18 protein-coding genes are annotated in these 17,675 nt (G+C 40.6%); all 18 read left to right on the top strand.

Annotated elements, in window-relative coordinates:
- The first annotated feature begins 10 nt into the window (after positions 1 to 10).
- The 18 genes from J5F42_RS02165 to J5F42_RS02250 are packed head-to-tail and all read left to right on the top strand — an operon-like array spanning position 11 to position 17,656.
- Complete coding sequence (locus tag J5F42_RS02165; protein WP_283491477.1) at positions 11 to 1,360, top strand: hemolysin family protein; 1,350 nt, start codon at positions 11 to 13, stop codon at positions 1,358 to 1,360.
- Entirely contained in the window at positions 1,357 to 2,889 is a 1,533-nt protein-coding gene (locus J5F42_RS02170; RefSeq protein WP_097699280.1) for a TolC family protein, read from the top strand. The genes J5F42_RS02165 and J5F42_RS02170 overlap by 4 nt, the downstream gene beginning before the upstream one ends.
- An 11-nt stretch (positions 2,890 to 2,900) precedes the next feature.
- The gene (locus tag J5F42_RS02175) at positions 2,901 to 3,890 is read left to right on the top strand and encodes an HlyD family secretion protein (protein ID WP_000071819.1); all 990 of its coding nucleotides are present in this window, start codon (positions 2,901 to 2,903) and stop codon (positions 3,888 to 3,890) included.
- Positions 3,891 to 3,910: 20 nt separating this feature from the next.
- Positions 3,911 to 4,999, top strand: a complete 1,089-nt coding sequence (locus J5F42_RS02180; RefSeq protein ID WP_025447267.1) for an ABC transporter permease — start codon at positions 3,911 to 3,913, stop codon at positions 4,997 to 4,999.
- Positions 4,996 to 6,126 carry an ABC transporter permease gene (locus J5F42_RS02185; protein ID WP_078265281.1) on the top strand — a complete coding sequence of 377 codons (1,131 nt, stop codon included), beginning with the start codon at positions 4,996 to 4,998 and terminating at the stop codon, positions 6,124 to 6,126. The genes J5F42_RS02180 and J5F42_RS02185 overlap by 4 nt, the downstream gene beginning before the upstream one ends.
- Entirely contained in the window at positions 6,113 to 6,685 is a 573-nt protein-coding gene (locus J5F42_RS02190) for a YigZ family protein (protein ID WP_283491478.1), read from the top strand. Before J5F42_RS02185 ends, J5F42_RS02190 begins: the two co-directional genes overlap by 14 nt.
- A 10-nt stretch (positions 6,686 to 6,695) precedes the next feature.
- On the top strand, positions 6,696 to 7,142 hold the full coding sequence (gene hemJ / locus J5F42_RS02195; RefSeq protein ID WP_000506448.1) for a protoporphyrinogen oxidase HemJ: 447 nt from the start codon (positions 6,696 to 6,698) through the stop codon (positions 7,140 to 7,142).
- A 26-nt stretch (positions 7,143 to 7,168) separates the two neighbouring features.
- On the top strand, positions 7,169 to 7,909 hold the full coding sequence (gene ubiE, locus J5F42_RS02200) for a bifunctional demethylmenaquinone methyltransferase/2-methoxy-6-polyprenyl-1,4-benzoquinol methylase UbiE (RefSeq protein WP_000712017.1): 741 nt from the start codon (positions 7,169 to 7,171) through the stop codon (positions 7,907 to 7,909).
- Positions 7,910 to 7,918: 9 nt separating this feature from the next.
- Positions 7,919 to 8,179 (top strand): exodeoxyribonuclease VII small subunit, encoded by a 261-nt coding sequence (locus J5F42_RS02205; protein ID WP_001150342.1) that lies wholly within the window; start codon positions 7,919 to 7,921, stop codon positions 8,177 to 8,179.
- A gap of 3 nt (positions 8,180 to 8,182) precedes the next feature.
- On the top strand, positions 8,183 to 8,980 hold the full coding sequence (locus J5F42_RS02210) for a carbon-nitrogen hydrolase family protein (RefSeq protein WP_097699285.1): 798 nt from the start codon (positions 8,183 to 8,185) through the stop codon (positions 8,978 to 8,980).
- Entirely contained in the window at positions 8,981 to 10,228 is a 1,248-nt protein-coding gene (serS, locus tag J5F42_RS02215) for a serine--tRNA ligase (RefSeq protein ID WP_097699286.1), read from the top strand.
- 9 nt (positions 10,229 to 10,237) lie between these two features.
- Positions 10,238 to 12,772: a tetratricopeptide repeat protein gene (locus tag J5F42_RS02220; RefSeq protein WP_283491479.1), complete on the top strand. Its 2,535-nt coding sequence runs from the start codon at positions 10,238 to 10,240 to the stop codon at positions 12,770 to 12,772.
- Positions 12,772 to 14,817, top strand: a complete 2,046-nt coding sequence (uvrD, locus tag J5F42_RS02225; RefSeq protein WP_283491600.1) for a DNA helicase UvrD — start codon at positions 12,772 to 12,774, stop codon at positions 14,815 to 14,817. Before J5F42_RS02220 ends, uvrD begins: the two co-directional genes overlap by 1 nt.
- Positions 14,814 to 15,470, top strand: coding sequence for a flagellar basal body P-ring formation chaperone FlgA (gene flgA, locus J5F42_RS02230; RefSeq protein WP_283491480.1), 657 nt, complete (start codon positions 14,814 to 14,816; stop codon positions 15,468 to 15,470). The genes uvrD and flgA overlap by 4 nt, the downstream gene beginning before the upstream one ends.
- A gap of 9 nt (positions 15,471 to 15,479) precedes the next feature.
- Positions 15,480 to 16,043, top strand: a complete 564-nt coding sequence (locus J5F42_RS02235; protein WP_000780111.1) for a UbiX family flavin prenyltransferase — start codon at positions 15,480 to 15,482, stop codon at positions 16,041 to 16,043.
- Positions 16,043 to 16,516 (top strand): pantetheine-phosphate adenylyltransferase, encoded by a 474-nt coding sequence (coaD, locus tag J5F42_RS02240; RefSeq protein ID WP_001169275.1) that lies wholly within the window; start codon positions 16,043 to 16,045, stop codon positions 16,514 to 16,516. The genes J5F42_RS02235 and coaD overlap by 1 nt, the downstream gene beginning before the upstream one ends.
- 1 nt (position 16,517) lies before the next feature.
- Entirely contained in the window at positions 16,518 to 17,093 is a 576-nt protein-coding gene (gene tmk / locus J5F42_RS02245) for a dTMP kinase (protein ID WP_283491481.1), read from the top strand.
- Positions 17,081 to 17,656, top strand: coding sequence for a ComF family protein (locus J5F42_RS02250; RefSeq protein ID WP_283491482.1), 576 nt, complete (start codon positions 17,081 to 17,083; stop codon positions 17,654 to 17,656). The genes tmk and J5F42_RS02250 overlap by 13 nt, the downstream gene beginning before the upstream one ends.
- Positions 17,657 to 17,675: the final 19 nt, after the last annotated feature.

Here is a 17,675-nt window from a genome sequence, read left to right on the forward strand (position 1 = left end):
GGTTTAAATCATGGGGAGGAATCAAGGAGCTTATTTGGATCCGTCTGAATCAATTTTGATGTTGATGGTTGCTTTTTTATTGGTGCTGTTGAACGCTTTTTTTGTGCTTTCAGAGTTTGCCCTTGTGAAAGTGCGTAAAACCCGCTTAGAAGAGCTGGTTAAAATCGGTAATTCCAACGCTAAACTCGCTTTAAAGATGAGTCAAAGACTAGACACTTATTTGAGCGCCACGCAGTTAGGCATCACCCTTTCTTCACTAGCTTTAGGCTGGGTGGGTGAGCCCGCTATCGCAAAATTGTTAGCCGCGCTGTTTGAGTCTATGGATTTGAGAGAAAATCCTATTTTTATCCATTCAATGAGCGTGGTCATAGCGTTTTTAAGCATCACTTTTTTGCATGTCGTGTTGGGCGAGATTGTGCCTAAATCTTTAGCGATCGCTAAATCTGAAAAAGCCGCTCTTTTTGCCGCACGCCCTTTGCATGTGTTTTGGGTCGTGTTTTACCCGGTGGTGCGCTTGTTTGATGTGATCGCTCATTTCTTTTTAAAAAAAGTGGGCATCAATCCTAAAGAGCATGAGGGCACGCATTCTGAAGAAGAGTTAAAAATCATCGTGGGCGAGAGTTTGAGAGAGGGCATTATTGATTCAGTGGAGGGCGAAATCATTAAAAACGCGGTGGATTTTTCTGACACGAGCGCTAAAGAAATCATGACCCCACGAAAAGACATGGTGTGTTTGGACGAAGAAAACAGCTATGAAGAAAATATAGACATTGTTTTAAAAAGCCGCTTCACGCGCTACCCTTATTGCAAGGGTTCTAAGGATAACATTATCGGCATGGTGCATATCAGAGACTTGCTTTCTCGCTCTATTTTTACCCCCAAAATGCATGATTTCAATCAAATCGTTAGGAAAATGATCATCGTCCCTGAGAGCGCGTCTATTTCTCAAATCCTTATTAAAATGAAAAAAGAGCAAATCCATACCGCTTTGGTGATTGATGAATACGGCGGCACGGCCGGGTTGCTCACTATGGAAGATATTATTGAAGAAATCATGGGAGAGATTAGCGACGAATACGATTTAAAACAAGAGGGCGTGAACAAGCTTGAAGAAGGCGTGTTTGAATTAGAGGGCATGCTGGATTTAGAGAGCGTAGAAGAAGTGCTTCACATTGAATTTGACAAAGAATGCGAGCAGGTAACGCTTGGGGGCTATGTTTTCAGCTTGTTAGAGCGCATGCCTATGGAGGGGGATACAATCGTTTCGCATGGGTATGCTTTTGAAGTCTTAAGCGTGGATGGGGCTAGGATAAAACGCTTGAAAGCGGTTAAACAAGATCAGGGAGAAAATGAAGCATGAAAAAAACAACCCTCTTTGTATTGGGCTTATTATTCAATAGCTCTTTAAGCGCTGTTGATGGAGTTCCTAAAACCGAGCCTTCTTCTTTGAATTTGGCTGAAGATAGCCTGCCTTTGAACCACCCTAACGCTCAAAAACTCTCTTTAAAAAACGCATGGGCTAGGGTGTTATCCAATCATGAAGGCTTGCATGCGCAAGAATACGCCATTAAGCGAGCGAGTAAAATGAAATTAGCGGCCAAGCTTTCTTTTTTGCCTCAAATTGATTTGAGCGCGTTTTACGTGTATCTTTCTAACCCCATTAAAATGGATTTTGCCAGCCAAAAACAACCGGGCGTGCAAAAAGCCACCAACCAGATCCATCAAGGCTTGCAAAACATCCAGCAAAATATCCCCCCTCAAGTATTAACCCCTCAAATCCAAGCGGGCATGCAAGGGGTGATGCAAGGTTTTGGGGCTTTGAGCAGCACTTTAGAAGCCCCCTTATTGTTTTCTAAGCAAAATGTCGTGATTGGGGCGTTGAGCATTATTTACCCCCTTTATATGGGTGGGGCAAGATTCACGATGGTGCGCATTGCGGATTTGATGCAAAAAGACGCCAATGAAGTGTATCGTTTGAAAAAGCTTTCCACTTTTCAAGAGCTTGTGAGCGTGTATTATGGCATGGTGTTAAACGCAGAAGTGGCTGAAACTTTAGAAGAGGTAGAAAAAGGCCATTATAAGCATTTCCAAAACGCTTTAAAAATGCAAAAAGTAGGGCAAATCGCTAGGGTAGAAACCTTAGGCGCTCAAGTGGCTTATGATAAGGCCCATATCGCTAGCGTTAAGGCTAAAGACGTGTTAGAAGTTTCGCAGCTCTCGTTCAATTCCATTTTATCTAGCAAGGACGATCTAGCGCCTTCAAGCAAATTAGAGATCCACACCGAGAAAAATCTGCCCGATCTGAGCTTTTTTGTTTCTTCCACGCTCAATTCCTACCCGGTTTTAAAGACTTTAGAAAACCAGGTTCAAATTTCTAAAGAAAACACCAAACTACAGATCGCTAAATTCTTGCCCCAAGTGAGTTTTTTTGGCTCTTATATCATGAAACAAAACAATTCGGTGTTTGAAGACATGATCCCTAGTTGGTTTGTGGGCGTGGCGGGGCGCATGCCCATACTCTCCCCCACAGGGCGTTTCCAAAAATACCAAGCGAGCAAATTAGCGGAGTTGCAAGCCAGTAGCGAACAAATCCAAGCTAAAAAAAACATGGAATTATTAGTGAATAAGACTTATAAAGAGACGCTTTCTTATTTGAAAGAATACAAAAGCCTGCTTTCTAGCGTGGAATTAGCCAAGGAAAATTTAAAACTCCAAGAGCAGGCTTTTTTACAAGGTTTAAGCACCAACGCTCAAGTCATTGATGCGAGAAACACGCTTTCTTCTATCATCGTGGAGCAAAAAAGCGTGGCTTATAAATACATCGTTTCATTAGCGAATTTAATGGCGTTAAGCGATCACATTGATTTATTTTATGAATTTGTTTATTAAAGGAAAAAATCATGTCAAACAGCATGTTGGATAAAAATAAAGCGATTCTTACAGGGGGTGGGGCTTTATTATTAGGGCTAATCGTGCTTTTTTATTTAGCTTATCGCCCTAAGGCTGAAGTGCTGCAAGGGTTTTTGGAGGCCAGAGAATACAGCGTGAGCTCCAAAGTCCCTGGCCGCATTGAAAAGGTGTTTGTTAAAAAAGGCGATCACATTAAAAAAGGCGATTTGGTTTTTAGCATTTCTAGCCCTGAATTAGAAGCCAAGCTCGCTCAAGCTGAAGCCGGGCATAAAGCCGCTAAAGCGCTTAGCGATGAAGTCAAAAGAGGCTCAAGAGACGAAACGATCAATTCTGCAAGAGACGTTTGGCAAGCGGCAAAATCTCAAGCGACTTTAGCCAAAGAGACTTATAAGCGCGTTCAAGATTTGTATGATAATGGCGTGGCAAGCTTGCAAAAGCGCGATGAAGCCTATGCGGCTTATGAAAGCACTAAATACAACGAGAGCGCGGCTTACCAAAAGTATAAAATGGCTTTAGGGGGGGCGAGCTCTGAAAGTAAGATTGCCGCTAAGGCTAAAGAGAGCGCGGCTTTAGGGCAAGTGAATGAAGTGGAGTCTTATTTAAAAGATGTCAAAGCTACAGCCCCAATTGATGGGGAAGTGAGTAACGTGCTTTTAAGCGGTGGCGAGCTTAGCCCTAAGGGCTTTCCTGTGGTGCTCATGATTGATTTAAAGGATAGTTGGTTAAAAATCAGCGTGCCTGAAAAGTATTTGAACGAGTTTAAAGTGGGTAAGGAATTTGAAGGCTATATCCCAGCGTTGAAAAAAAGCGCGAAATTCAGGGTCAAATATTTGAGCGTGATGGGGGATTTTGCGACTTGGAAAGCGACGAATAATTCCAACACTTACGACATGAAAAGCTATGAAGTGGAGGCCATACCCTTAGAAGAGTTGGAAAATTTTAGGGTAGGGATGAGCGTGTTGGTTACCATTAAACCTTAAAAAGGATTGTTTTGTTCAGATTGATAAGCGCATGGGTTTTACAAGACAAGTTCTTGTTTGTCGTGTGTTTTATATTGCCTTTTTGTTTAGGGGTTTTAGGCACGCAAATCTTTAAACAAGAGACCCCAAGACAGCTCCCTATCGTGGTGGTGGATTTGGATAAGACCACTACAAGCCATCAAGTGGCGTTTGAATTAGGTGCAACGAGCGCGCTTCAAATCAAATACCAGGTTACTAGCCTTTTAGAAGCCAAACGCTTTTTAAACTCCGCTGAAGCGTATGGGGCGTTAGTTTTGCCTAGAGATTTAGAGAAAAAAATCAAAATGGGGCGAAAGGTGGATTTGCCCTTTTATTATAACGCTGAGTACGTTTTAGTGGGCAAAACGCTCAAAAACGCCTTTTTGCAAACCGCTTTGACCTTAGACGCTAAAACCTTAGCCACCAAAGCTTTAGTGCGAGATTCCAATTTGATTTCCGCTAAAGCCCAAGCAATGCCTATTGTTTTGAAATTGCATGCCCTATACAATGAAGAAAACAATTACACGCAATACCTTTTAAGCGTGATGCTGCCTTGCATGTGGCTCATTTTTATTGCGATTGGCATGCTCAATTTCATTCAAAAAATCTCTAACATGCGAGAGCTTTTAATCAGTATTTTAGCGAATGCGTGCGTGTTTAGCTTTTGGGGGATGGGCATGGCGTTTTATTTTAATCTCATTGGCATGGAGGGGCATTATGCACACTTGTCATTGGTCTTTTTAGCGGTAGTCTTGATGACGCTCATTATGAGCGGGTTTGTGGTGCTAGTTTATGGCGTTTCAAAAAGCGCTATTGAAACCGCTGGTGCGATTGGGGTCTATACCGCTCCAAGCTTTGCGTTTGCTGGGGTGACTTACCCGCAAAACAACATGGAAATTTTTGGGAGTTTTTGGAGCCATTGCTTGCCCATTAGCCATTTTATGAGATTCTTTTTACAAGAGGCCTATTATAAGACGGATTTAACAGAATCTTTAAATTCTTTAATGCCCCTTTTGTTCTTTTTAATCTTTTTAGCCTTAGGGCTTTTGGTTTTTTATTTTTCTTTTAAAAAAGACAAGGCTAGTGCATGAATTTTTTTAAAATCCTTTTAATGGAGTTAAGAGCCATTGTTTCTCATAAGGGCGTTTTATTGATCCTTATAGGCGCTCCTTTAATCTATGGCTTGCTTTATCCCTTGCCTTATTTGAAAGACATCGTAACGCAGCAAAAAATCGCCCTTGTAGATGAAGACAATTCATTTCTTTCTAGGCAATTAGCCTTCATGGCGCAAAGCTCCAACGAGTTAGAAATCGCTTTTTTTAGCCCCTCTATGCTGGAAGCTAAAAAGCTTTTAAAAGAAGAAAAAATTTATGGGATCTTACACATTCCCTCTCATTTTGAAGCCAATATTTATAAACAAGTGCCTGTAACGATAGATTTTTATGCGAACGCCAATTACTTTTTGATTTATGGCGCCTTAGCGAATGCGGTGGTGGAGAGCATCAACGCCTTAAATGATAAAATAAGGTTCAAACGCAACGCCCAAATAGAAGAAGCTGAATTAGGGACAGACGGGATTAAGATTAAGCCTATCGCTTTGTATAACCCTAGTGAGGGGTATTTGAATTACGCACTCTCTAGCGTGTTTATTTTCATCTTGCACCAGGTGATGCTCATTGCAAGCAGCATGTTTACTAGCTCCAGGCGTTTGGAATTAGCCCTTTTAGACAAGAAACAAATCGCTTTAAGGCTGTGCGCAAGACTCTTGGTGTTCATGGGGGCGTTTAGCGTTTTTATTTTATGGTATTTTGGGGCGCTGTTTTCTTTTTATGGGATCGAACGGCATGGGAGTGCTTTAATGGTGTTTTTGAACAGCTTGATTTTCATGCTTGCAACCTTGAGTTTGGGGTCGTTTTTAGGGGCATGGATTAAAAATGAAGCCCACACCACTCAAATCGTTTTGATTTCTTCTTTGCCCTTGATTTTTATGATGGGTTTTGTGTGGCCTTTTGAATCCTTGCCCTCTTATTTACAGGTTTTTGTTCAAATAGTGCCTGCTTATCATGGGATCAGTTTGTTAGGGCGATTGAATCAAATGCATGCGGAATTTATAGATGTTTCTGTGCATTTTTATGCGCTTATTGCGATTTTTATCGTGAGTTTTATAGGGTGCGTATTCAAACTCAGCTCTTTAAAGAAAGCTTGTGAAAACGCTTAAAAACCTCATCACCTCCAAGCACCAGACTAAAGCATCTCGCTTTTTAGGCTATCTCATGCCCTTTAGCGATTTTGAAAAAACCCTCACGGCTTTGAAAAAAGAGCATTTTAAAGCCGCGCATTTTGTAACGGCGTTCCGCTATTCTTTAGAGGGCAAAATCACGGAGGGTTTTAGCGATGATGGCGAGCCTAAAGGGAGTTCAGGCATGCCTATGCTTAGCGTTTTAAGGCGAGAGGATTTAATCAATATAGGATTAGTGAGCGTGCGTTATTTTGGAGGCACGCTTTTAGGGGTTGGGGGCTTGATGAAAGCTTATGCCACTAGTGCGTTATTGTGCGTAGAAAACGCTCAAAGAGAAAACGCTTTGAAGGATTTTGTGGAGTTGGAAACTTTAAGCGCTCATTATTCTTACAAAGAATTAGACGCTCTTCAGCGTGAAATTAAGAAATTTAGCTTACAATTAAGCAAAAAGAATTTTTCAAGTCAAAGCGTGGAAGTGGAAATCAGCGGCGAAAGAGAAAATTTGCAAGCGTTTTTACAACAAAATAAGATAAATTAGGGAGAGTGGTATGGGATTTTTGAATGGGTATTTTTTATGGGTTAAGGCTTTCCATGTGATAGCGGTCATTTCGTGGATGGCGGCGTTATTTTATTTGCCACGCCTTTTTGTCTATCATGCCGAAAACGCGCATAAAAAAGAGTTTGTAGGAGTGGTTAAAATCCAAGAAAAAAAGCTTTATTCCTTTATCGCTTCACCAGCTATGGGTTTCACGCTTATTACAGGGATTTTAATGCTGTTGATAGAGCCCACGCTCTTTAAAAGTGGGGGTTGGTTGCATGCTAAATTGGCTTTAGTAATCTTACTTTTAGCCTATCATTTTTATTGCAAGAAATGCATGCGCGAGCTAGAAAAAGACCCTACAAGAAGAAACGCAAGGTTTTATCGCGTGTTTAATGAAATACCCACGATTTTAATGATTCTCATTGTGATCTTAGTGGTTGTCAAGCCTTTTTAAAGACAAGTCATGAAAAAAGAAAAGTCATGAAAAAAGAAAATCGCCTCAAGCAAGAAAAAATCATCAACATGTTTGATGATATAGCCAGCTCTTACGATCAAGCCAACCGCTTGATGAGTTTTGGATTAGACGTTAAATGGCGCCAAAGGGCTTGCGAGCATGCGTTTTTGTTTTTGGAGAATAAAAAAGCGTTAAGGCTTGTGGATGTGGCATGCGGGACGGGGGATATGCTTGTGGCTTGGCAAAAAAGCGCTTTAAATTGCGGCATAGAGTTTAAGGAATGTTTGGGGATTGATCCCTCTAATAACATGCTTGAATTAGCCATTAAAAAATGTGAAGAGCTTGAAAACAAAGCTTCTTTCATTCAGGCTCAAGCCAAAGATTTAAAGGGCGTTGAAAATAACAGCGTGGATATCCTCTCCATTGCGTATGGCTTGCGTAATATCGTGGAAAGACAAGAAGCTTTAAAAGAGTTTTTTAGGGTGTTAAAGCCTAGGGGCGTTTTAGTGATTTTAGAATTTTTAAAAAAAGACAACCCCACATGGCTGGATAAAATCTCAGGGTTTTACACGAATAAGGTTTTGCCTTTAGTGGGAGGGACTATCAGTAAGAATTATGGCGCTTATTCTTATTTACCGCAATCCATTGAGGGGTTTTTGAGTTTAGAAGGTTTGAAACATGAATTAAAAAACGCAGGGTTTGAGATTTTAAGGACTGAAGATTCTATCGCTCAAATTTCAACGACCATGCTTGTTAGAAAAAGCTAAAGGAATGCCATGCAAGATGAATTATTTGAAACCGAAAAAATCCCCCCAAAAAACACTAAAAACGCTAAAAACGCCCCTAAAAAAAGCTTTGAAGAGCATGTTCATTCCCTAGAGCAAGCCATAGATCGCTTGAATGATCCTAACTTGTCTTTAAAAGACGGGATGGATTTGTATAAAACGGCCATGCAAGAGTTGTTTTTGGCTCAAAAGCTTTTAGAAAACGCTTATTTGGAGTATGAAAAACTCCAAACGCCAGACAAAAAGGCTTAAAGGATGCGAGTGTTTGCTTTGCAATTAGAGTCTTTTAAAGAAACCCTCATGCAATCCTTATTCAACTCCATACCCAAGCAAAGCGTGGTGGTGTTGCCTGAATACGTGATCAACCCCTTTTTCCACCATAACATGGGATTGGATTTGAATGAAATCAGTGCACAGTCTGCACGATCGGTTGAGTTTTTGTCTCAAAAATGCGAAGAATTGGATTTGATCATTTCAGCCCCGGTGCTTTTAGAAGAAAATTCTAAAATCTATAAAAAAATCGCTCTCATTTCTAAGGAAAATATCCAGTATTACGCGCAACAACGCTTAATCCCCTATCCACACTGGGATGAAGAGAGCTTTTTTGACAATGAGAAAAGCGCTTTTAAAGAATTGCTCGTCTTTGAAAGAGACGGCTTAAGAATCGCCCCTTTGTTTGGCTTTGAAGCGCATTTTGATGAAATATGGGTTCAGGCTAAAAATCAGGGCGTGGATGTGGTGCTTTTAAGCAGCGTGGCCACTTTTGAATCCAATGAAAGGTGGCGGCTTTTGTGCCAGATGCGTGCTTTTTGCGCTTCTTGCGTGGTGGTTAGGGCTAATAGGATCGGAGCGTATCGCCAGATCATTGTAGAAGAAGATCAAAAAAACGAATTTTTGTGGAAATTTTATGGGGATAGTTTTGTGGCTTTGCCTAATGGCACCATTGAAGATTCTTTAGAGGGTAAAATGGGGGCTTTGAGCGCTCAAATGGATAAAAATGAAATTGATGAATGGGCTAAATTGTGGCATTTTAGAACGATTAAAGAGGGTTGAATGATTGATAGAAAACTTTTATTGCAAGATTTTGACAGGGTGGCTCTTTCTTTAAAAAAGCGTAACCATGCGATGGGTGATGAATTAGAGCGTTTGCGCGAAGTCATCACGCATTATAAAAAGCGACTCATTGAATTAGAAGGCTTGCAAGCCTTTCAAAACAAGGTTTCTAAAGAATTTGGTATCAAAATGGCTCAAAAAATGGATACAAGCGATCTCAAAAAAGAGCTAGAAAACAATAAAATCAAACTGAATGATCTTTCTAAAAGCGTGGGCGAATTGGAGCAACAAATTGATTTGAAGCTTTCCATAATCCCTAATTTAGTGGATGAAAAAACCCCTTTAGGCGTGAATGAAGAAGACAACATAGAAATTAAAAAAATCCTAACCCCAAGAAATTTTACTTTCAAACCCAAAGAGCATTTTGAACTCGCTCAACAAAATGGCTGGATTGATTTTGAAAGCGGCGTGAAACTCGCCAAAAGCCGTTTTTCGGTCATTAGGGGTTTTGGGGCGAAAATTTATCGCGCACTCATTTATTTGATGTTGGATTTTAATGAAAAAAATGGCTTTGAAATCGTCTACACGCCGGCGTTAGTGAATGAAAAAATGCTTTTTGGGACTGGGCAATTACCCAAATTCAAAGAAGATGTTTTTAAAATAGAAAATGAAAATTTGTATTTGATCCCCACCGCTGAAGTAACGCTCACCAATCTCTACAACGACACCATTATTAGCGTTGAAAACCTCCCCATTAAAATGACCGCGCACACGCCTTGTTTCAGGAGCGAAGCAGGGAGCGCTGGCAAGGATACAAGGGGGATGATAAGACAGCACCAGTTTGATAAAGTAGAACTAGTGGCTATCACGCACCCTAAAGAAAGCGATGCGATGCAAGAGTGCATGCTAGAGAGCGCGAGCGAAATTTTAAAGGCTTTGGAATTACCACACCGGTTTGTGCAATTGTGCAGCGGGGATTTAGGCTTTAGTGCGAGCAACACGATAGATATTGAAGTGTGGCTGCCTGGGCAAAATTGTTACAGAGAGATCAGCTCCGTGTCTAACACGAGGGATTTTCAGGCTAGGCGTGCCAAAATCCGCTTCAAAGAAAATCAAAAAAACCAATTAGCGCACACCTTAAACGGCTCTTCTTTAGCGGTAGGAAGGACGATGGTCGCTTTAATGGAAAACCACCAGCAAGCGGATGGGAGCATCCATATTCCTAAGGCGTTAGAAAAATACCTTTAAGGCTAGTTCGTGCTGAATGAAGAGCAAAATTCATTAGAAGAAAAAGGGGGCGAAAATAAGAACGAAAAAGAACCCCCCCTAAAGGGCATTCATTCTAAAATCCCCTCTTTGAAGCAGGCTTTAGAGCAAACGATTAGTAAAATCAAAAGCTCTAAAGAGTTTTTCAAACAGCTTTCACGCAATAAAAAAAAGCTTTATATCGCGCTTGGAATATTGCTTTCACTCATCGCGCTCATTGTGGCTTTGAGCTTGTTATTAGGGCATAAAAAAGAAAATAAACAAACTTCTTTACAAACTAATACCGCCACCACCAATAACGAAACGCCTAACGACACCAATAACGCCAACAATACAGAAGCCGAGGGGCAAATAGAAAATTTAGACTTGCCTGATTTAATCGGCAAAGACTCTTTGAAAAGAAACGATGAAAGCCAAGTGGATGCGATGATGCAAAAAGCGAGCCTCTTGTATGAGCAAGGGCAAAAAGATGAAGCCCTGCATTTGTTTGATAAGATCGCTTCTTTTTCGCAAGGGATTGCGAGCCATAATCTAGGAGTGATTAAATTCAAAGAAAAGGACTTTAACGGGGCGTTGGATTTGTTTGATTCCAGTATCGCCTCTAAAGAAAACGCGAGCGTGAGCGCGATTGATGCGTTAGTTACGGCTTATCATTTGCAAGATGAGGATTTATATTATCATTATCTAAAAATTGTGAGAGAAACTCTATATAAAGATTACAAAAAGTCTTTTTATTCCTACGCTTACGCACTCAAATCCTATTACGCTGGAGAGTATTTTGAAGCCCTTTCGCCCTTAATGCACCCTAATTCCAACGCTTTTTTAAAGCCTAACGCGCGCTTGGCGTCTAAATTGTTTTTGATGTTTAAAGATGAAACGAACGCTTATAAGCAATTACAAAAAAGCGCAAACGCCCAAGATGAGCTTGCTTTAGGGCTTTTGCAGGCGCGTTTGGGCCATTACAAGCAGGCTTTGGAGCATTTGCAGCATTATTTGCACAACTACCCTAAAGATTTAAACGCTTTAATGGCTTTGGAATTGGTGAGTTTGAAAAAAGGCGACATCCTTAAAGCGAGCGAAGCCTTAAAATTAGCCAGCCACACCAAAGAAGATAGCGCGCTAGCCAACTCTTTTTACCCCATCAAGCCCACTATCAACCCTATTTTTTTAGACAAAGAAAGGGCCAAAGAGCGTTTTTGGAACACGCAATATTTTGAAGGCAAAAGGGATTTTATCTACCGCTTGCTGTTTTATTACGCTCCTTTTAAGGTTTTAGACTCTAAAGAAACCTTAGGCGTGATTGAAGAGGGGCTGTTTCTTTTGGATTCTGATGCACAAAAGGATTTAGAGGGGGCAAGCCTTGCTTTTAAAAGGGGGCGTTTGATGGCGATAGCGGATAAAAACGCGCTCAAAGGGTTGAAAGAATTAGAAAAGAAGCGCCTAAAAAAAGCCCTTTCTTTTTTTGATTTGTCTTTAAAAAATAGCCCCAATAACGCACTCCTCCATTATAATACGGGTTTGATTTATGCGCAATTGGAAAATTACCACAAAGCTTATTTCCATTTTTTAAGGGCTTTCCATTTGAACTCTGCGGATTATTTGAGCGCGATTTTTGCGGTTTTAGCCTCGCATTTCACCCATGAAGACACCACGGAGTTTTTAAGAGAAATCACCGAGAATTTTTATAGTCATGATTTTTCTAGCCCCACGCAAAAAGCCTTACTCTCTTCGCTCATCGCTTATTTGAATTACCGCACGAATTGGGATATGGACTGGCTTAAAAACGCCCCTAAAAAACTCCCTTTTTATTACGCGCTAGAAGCGGTGTTCGCTAAAGAGAGCAAGGATAAAAAATTGATGGTGCAAGCTTTTGGGAATTTAAAAAAAATGCTCCCTAAAGATCTCATCTCTAATATCTTTTATGAAATCGTCTCGTATTATGATGCGAGCATCCGCCACACTTTAAGCATTTACACCCTTTTAGATTCGCGTAAAATCAGCTGGGATCAAACCATGCAAGGGCCCATTTTAGGGCGTCATTTCTACACTTACATGGGATTTATGGTTAATGATTTAGACCATCAAGAAAGATTACTAGAGCAAAAAATCGCCAGTTTAGAAGAGAGCGAAGCCCCTAACGATTGGTTAGAAAATTTAGCGTTAGTGAGTTTGTTTCAAGGCCAGTATGAAAAAGCAAGCGCGTTGTATCAAAACCTAATTAGCGGGCTTAAGGACAATGAGACGCGCTTAAAAATCCTAGCGGGTTTGACTTATATCGCGCAGAATAATTACAATAACGCCGCTTTATGGCTAGAGCTTGGGAAATTAGACGATCCTAATAATGAAAATATCCGTTACGCTTTGGGGTTGTTGTATCAAAGAAAAGGGGACTTGAAATCAGCGTTAAACCATTTTTTAGCCATTAAAACCTCTGATTTTTCGTCGCCTTATTTTGATTTTGAAATTGATGCGAACCTTTTAAAAGAGCGTTTGAACCAAGAAGAAAAGGGCGAGTTTTTAGAATGATGGATTTTGAAAAAAGCATTTTAGGCAATTTAAACGAAGCGCAAAAAATCGCTGCAAGCCACATTCAAGGGCCATTGCTCATTTTAGCAGGAGCTGGGAGCGGTAAGACTAAGACTTTAACGAGCCGTTTAGCGTATTTGATTGGCGCTTGTGGCGTGCCTAGCGAGAACACTTTAACGCTCACTTTCACCAATAAAGCGAGTAAGGAAATGCAAGAAAGGGCTTTGAAATTATTGAACAATCAAGCGTTTATCCCCCCCTTGCTTTGCACTTTCCATCGTTTTGGTTTGCTGTTTTTAAGGCAACACATGAATCTTTTAAAAAGGGTGTGCGATTTTTCGGTGTTAGATAGCGATGAAGTCAAAACGCTGTGCAAGCAGCTCAAAATTTCAAACTTTAGAGCCAATATTTCTCAAATCAAAAACGGCATGATGGATTTAAGCATGCAAGATAGCGAATGCTATAAAGCGTATGAGCTTTATCAAAACGCACTCAAAAAAGACAATTTAGTGGATTTTGACGATTTGCTTTTTTTAAGCCTTAAGATTTTACAAGATAATGAAAAACTCGCCAAAGAGACTAGCGAACGCTACCATTACATTATGGTAGATGAGTATCAAGACACGAACGCCCTGCAATTGGAATTTTTAAAACAATTGAGTTGTACGCACCATAATTTGTGCGTGGTGGGCGATGACGATCAGAGCATTTATGGTTTTAGGGGGGCTGATATTTCTAATATTTTAAATTTTTCCAAGCATTTTAAAGGGGCTAAAATAGTGAAATTAGAGACCAACTACCGCTCTAGCGCTGAAATTTTAGCGTGCGCTAATTCTCTCATCAGCCATAACCAACACCGCCACATTAAAACGCTTCAAAGTTTCAAAGGTTCGCATAAAAGCGTGATTTGTAAAGAATACCCCACGCAAAAAGAAGAGAGCCTGGATGTGGCTTATCAAATCAAAGCCCTTTTAAAGAAGGGCGAAAATTTAGAAAATATCGCTATTTTGTACCGCTTAAACGGGCTTAGCCGCAGCATTGAAGAGAGCTTGAACGCTTTGAATATCCCTTATAGGCTCATTGGAGCGGTGAGTTTCTATGAAAGAGCCGAGATTAAAGACGCTTTGGCGTTCATGCATTTAGTGGCTAAAAAAGACGATCGCTTTTTTATCAAGCGCGTTTTAAACAAGCCCCCAAGAGGCCTTGGCAAGATCACTCAAGAATGGATTTTTTCTCTTTTAGATGAAGAGGATTTGAATTTAGAAGAAGCGCTAAAACTTGGGGCGTTTAAAGACAAATTAAACCCTAAAAACGAATACGCTTTAAAGAAATTCACCGCTATGATAGGGCGTTTGAGGGAGGCTTTTGAAATTTCAGTAGAGAAGTTTTGCGAGCGGTTTTTAGAAGAGACTAATCTTTTAAAAAGCTATGAAAAAGAAGACAATTACGAAGAAAGAGAGGGCTTTGTTAAAGAGCTTTTAAGTTTAGTGAAAGAATATTTTAAAACTAACCCCACGCATTCTTTGTTGGATTTTTTGAATGAAAGCGTTCTGGATGCCCATAATACAGAAAACGCGCAAAAAGTGAGCTGCATGAGCGTGCATATGAGTAAGGGGTTAGAGTTTAAGCATGTGTTTGTGATCGGGTTAGAAGAAGGGTTTTTCCCGCATAGGGGATTCAATCAAGAAAGCGATTTAGAAGAAGAAAGGCGCTTGGCTTACGTAGCGATCACTAGGGCTAAAGAAGGATTGCAGCTCTCTTATGTCAAAGAGCGTTCGTATTTTGGGAGGAAAATTTCTTGCTCGCCCTCTGTGTTTTTAGAAGAAGCCAAGCTGCTCAAAAGCGATCAAACCCCTAAACAAAATCACCAAAAAGACACGCCCATTAAAGTGGGGGATTTGATCAAACATAAGATTTTTGGCACCGGGAGGGTTTTAGGCGTAGAAAAAGGCTTGAGCGGTTTGTGCTTGAAAATCAATTGCGGAGGGAATGTCTATGATAAAATCTCAGAAAAATTTGTAGAAAAAGTGGATAACGAGTTTTGAAAATTTTAACCCTTTTTTTGATAAGTTTAAACGCGCTCTTCGCCCTAGATTTGAACGCGCTTAAAGCAGAGATTAAAGAAGCTTACCTTAAAGAATACAAAGACTTAAAATTAGAAATTGAAACCATTAACTTAGAAATCCCAGAGCGTTTTTCTAACGCTTCCATTTTAAGCTATGAATTGAGCGCTTCCAATAAGCTTAAAAAAGATGGGGTCGTGTTTTTAAGATTGGAAAATGAGCCTAATTTACGCTTGCCGGTGCGTTATAGCGTGATAGGCAGCATGCAGGCTTTTAAAAGCGCTAGCGCGATTAAAAAAGATGAAAACATCACCGCTAACAACACCAAAAAAGAGCGCGTTTCGTTTGGCACGCTTTCTAATCCTTTATTAGAGGGCGCAATCGATAAAGTGAGCGCGAAACATTTTATCCCCCCTAACACGCTTTTAAGCATGGATAAAACCCAAGCTTTAATCATCGTGCGTAAAAACGACATCATCACCGGGGTGTATGAAGAGGGGCAAATCAGCATAGAAATAAGCCTAAAAGCCCTAGAAAATGGCGCACTTAATCAAATCATTCAAGCCAAGAATTTAGAAAGCAATAAAATACTTAAAGCAAAAGTGTTGAGCAGATCTAAAGCGCAAATCTTATAAAGGATATTCATGAAATTAGTTTTAGGCATCAGTGGAGCAAGCGGGATACCCCTAGCCTTGCGGTTTTTAGAAAAATTACCCAAAGAAATTGAAGTTTTTGTCGTGGCGTCTAAAAACGCGCATGTCGTGGCGTTAGAAGAGTCTAACATCAACCTTAAAAACGCCATGAAAGACTTACGGCCTAGCGCGACTTTTTTTAACGAGCAAGACATCCATGCGAGCATCGCTTCAGGGAGTTATGGTATCCATAAAATGGCGATCATTCCAGCGAGCATGGACATGGTGGCTAAAATCGCGCATGGCTTTGGGGGGGATTTGATTTCTAGGAGCGCCTCTGTCATGCTTAAAGAAAAGCGCCCCTTACTCATTGCTCCTAGAGAAATGCCTTTAAGCGCTATCATGCTGGAAAATTTGCTCAAACTCGCCCATTCTAATGCGATCATCGCGCCGCCGATGATGACTTATTACACCCAGAGCAAGACTTTAGAAGCGATGCAAGATTTTTTAGTGGGGAAGTGGTTTGACAGCCTAGGGATAGAAAATGACTTATACCCACGATGGGGAATGAACTGATGCAAAAAATCGGCATTTACCCGGGCACTTTTGATCCGGTAACGAATGGGCATATAGACATTATCCACCGCTCTAGCGAATTGTTTGAAAAGCTCATTGTCGCTGTGGCGCACTCAAGCGCTAAAAACCCCATGTTTAGTTTAAAAGAGCGTTTAAAAATGATGCAACTGGCCACTAAAAGTTTTAAAAATGTAGAATGCGTTGCGTTTGAAGGGCTATTAGCCAACCTGGCTAAAGAGTATCATTGTAAGGTGTTAGTTAGGGGCTTAAGGGTGGTGAGCGATTTTGAATACGAATTGCAAATGGGCTATGCGAACAAATCCTTAAACCACGAATTAGAAACCTTGTATTTCATGCCCACTTTACAAAACGCTTTCATCAGCTCTTCTATCGTGCGATCCATTATCGCGCATAAGGGCGATGCGAGCCATTTAGTGCCTAAAGAAATTTATCCTTTGATTTCAAAGGCTTAAAATGTATGTGGTGTTAGAAGGCGTTGATGGCGCGGGCAAAAGCACTCAAGTAGAATTATTAAAAACCAGGTTTAAAAACGCCCTTTTTACCAAAGAGCCAGGAGGGACGAGAATGGGCGAGAGTTTAAGGCGTATCGCTTTGAATGAGAATATCAGCGAGTTGGCTAGAGCGTTTTTATTTTTAAGCGATCGGGCTGAGCATGCAGAAAGCGTGATCAAACCGGCATTGAAAGAAAAAAAGCTCATCATTAGCGACAGGAGTTTGATTTCTGGCATGGCTTATAGCCAATTTTCAAGCTTAGAATTAAACCTGCTCGCCACTCAAAGCATCTTGCCTGCAAAAATCATTCTTTTACTCATAGATGAAGAGGGTTTAAAACAGCGCTTAAGCCTTAAAAGTTTAGACAAAATAGAAAACCAAGGCATAGAAAAATTACTCACAATCCAGCAAAAGCTCAAAACCCACGCTTATGCGTTAAGAGAAAAATTCGGGTGCGAAGTTTTGGAATTAGACGCTCAAAAAAGCGTTTGGGATCTGCACCGCCAGATCGTAGCCTTTATTGAATGCGTTGTTTAACTTGTTTGAAGCTTTCTTTTAAGCCTCTTTGCCCAAATTGCCTAAACGATCTGCCCTTAAGCTTAAAGGTAAGGGTTTTAGAGGGCGTGAGCGTGTATAGTTTTTACGCTTATAGCGAGATAGAAGAGCTCATTAAAAGCAAATACGCGCTGATTGGATCTCGCATTTTGCCCTTGCTTTCTCAAAAAGCCGGTGCGGAATTTGTGAAAATCTTACAAGAAAAAGGCTTGAATATCCCCCTTTATGGCATCGCCGTTGATGATAAAATCAAATCCTTTTACTCGCATTCAGCCGCGCTTTTAAAAGGCTTTTGCCAAGGCAATTTAAAACCCACTTATGGGACTTTAAGGGCGACTAATGCTGTTTCGTATGCCGGTAAAAGCTTAGAATTTCGCGCCAACAACCCACGGAATTTCATCTTCAAAGGCGATGAGAATTTAGATTATTTTTTACTAGATGACATTATCACCACCGGCACCACCCTAAAAGAAGCCCTAAAATACCTTAAAACTCTAAACACAAAAGTGCACTTTGCGATCGCGCTTTGCAGCGCGGATGAATGAGTTATAATTTTGTTTTTTA

Source organism: Helicobacter pylori (assembly GCF_030062585.1).
Lineage (GTDB): Bacteria > Campylobacterota > Campylobacteria > Campylobacterales > Helicobacteraceae > Helicobacter > Helicobacter pylori_CN.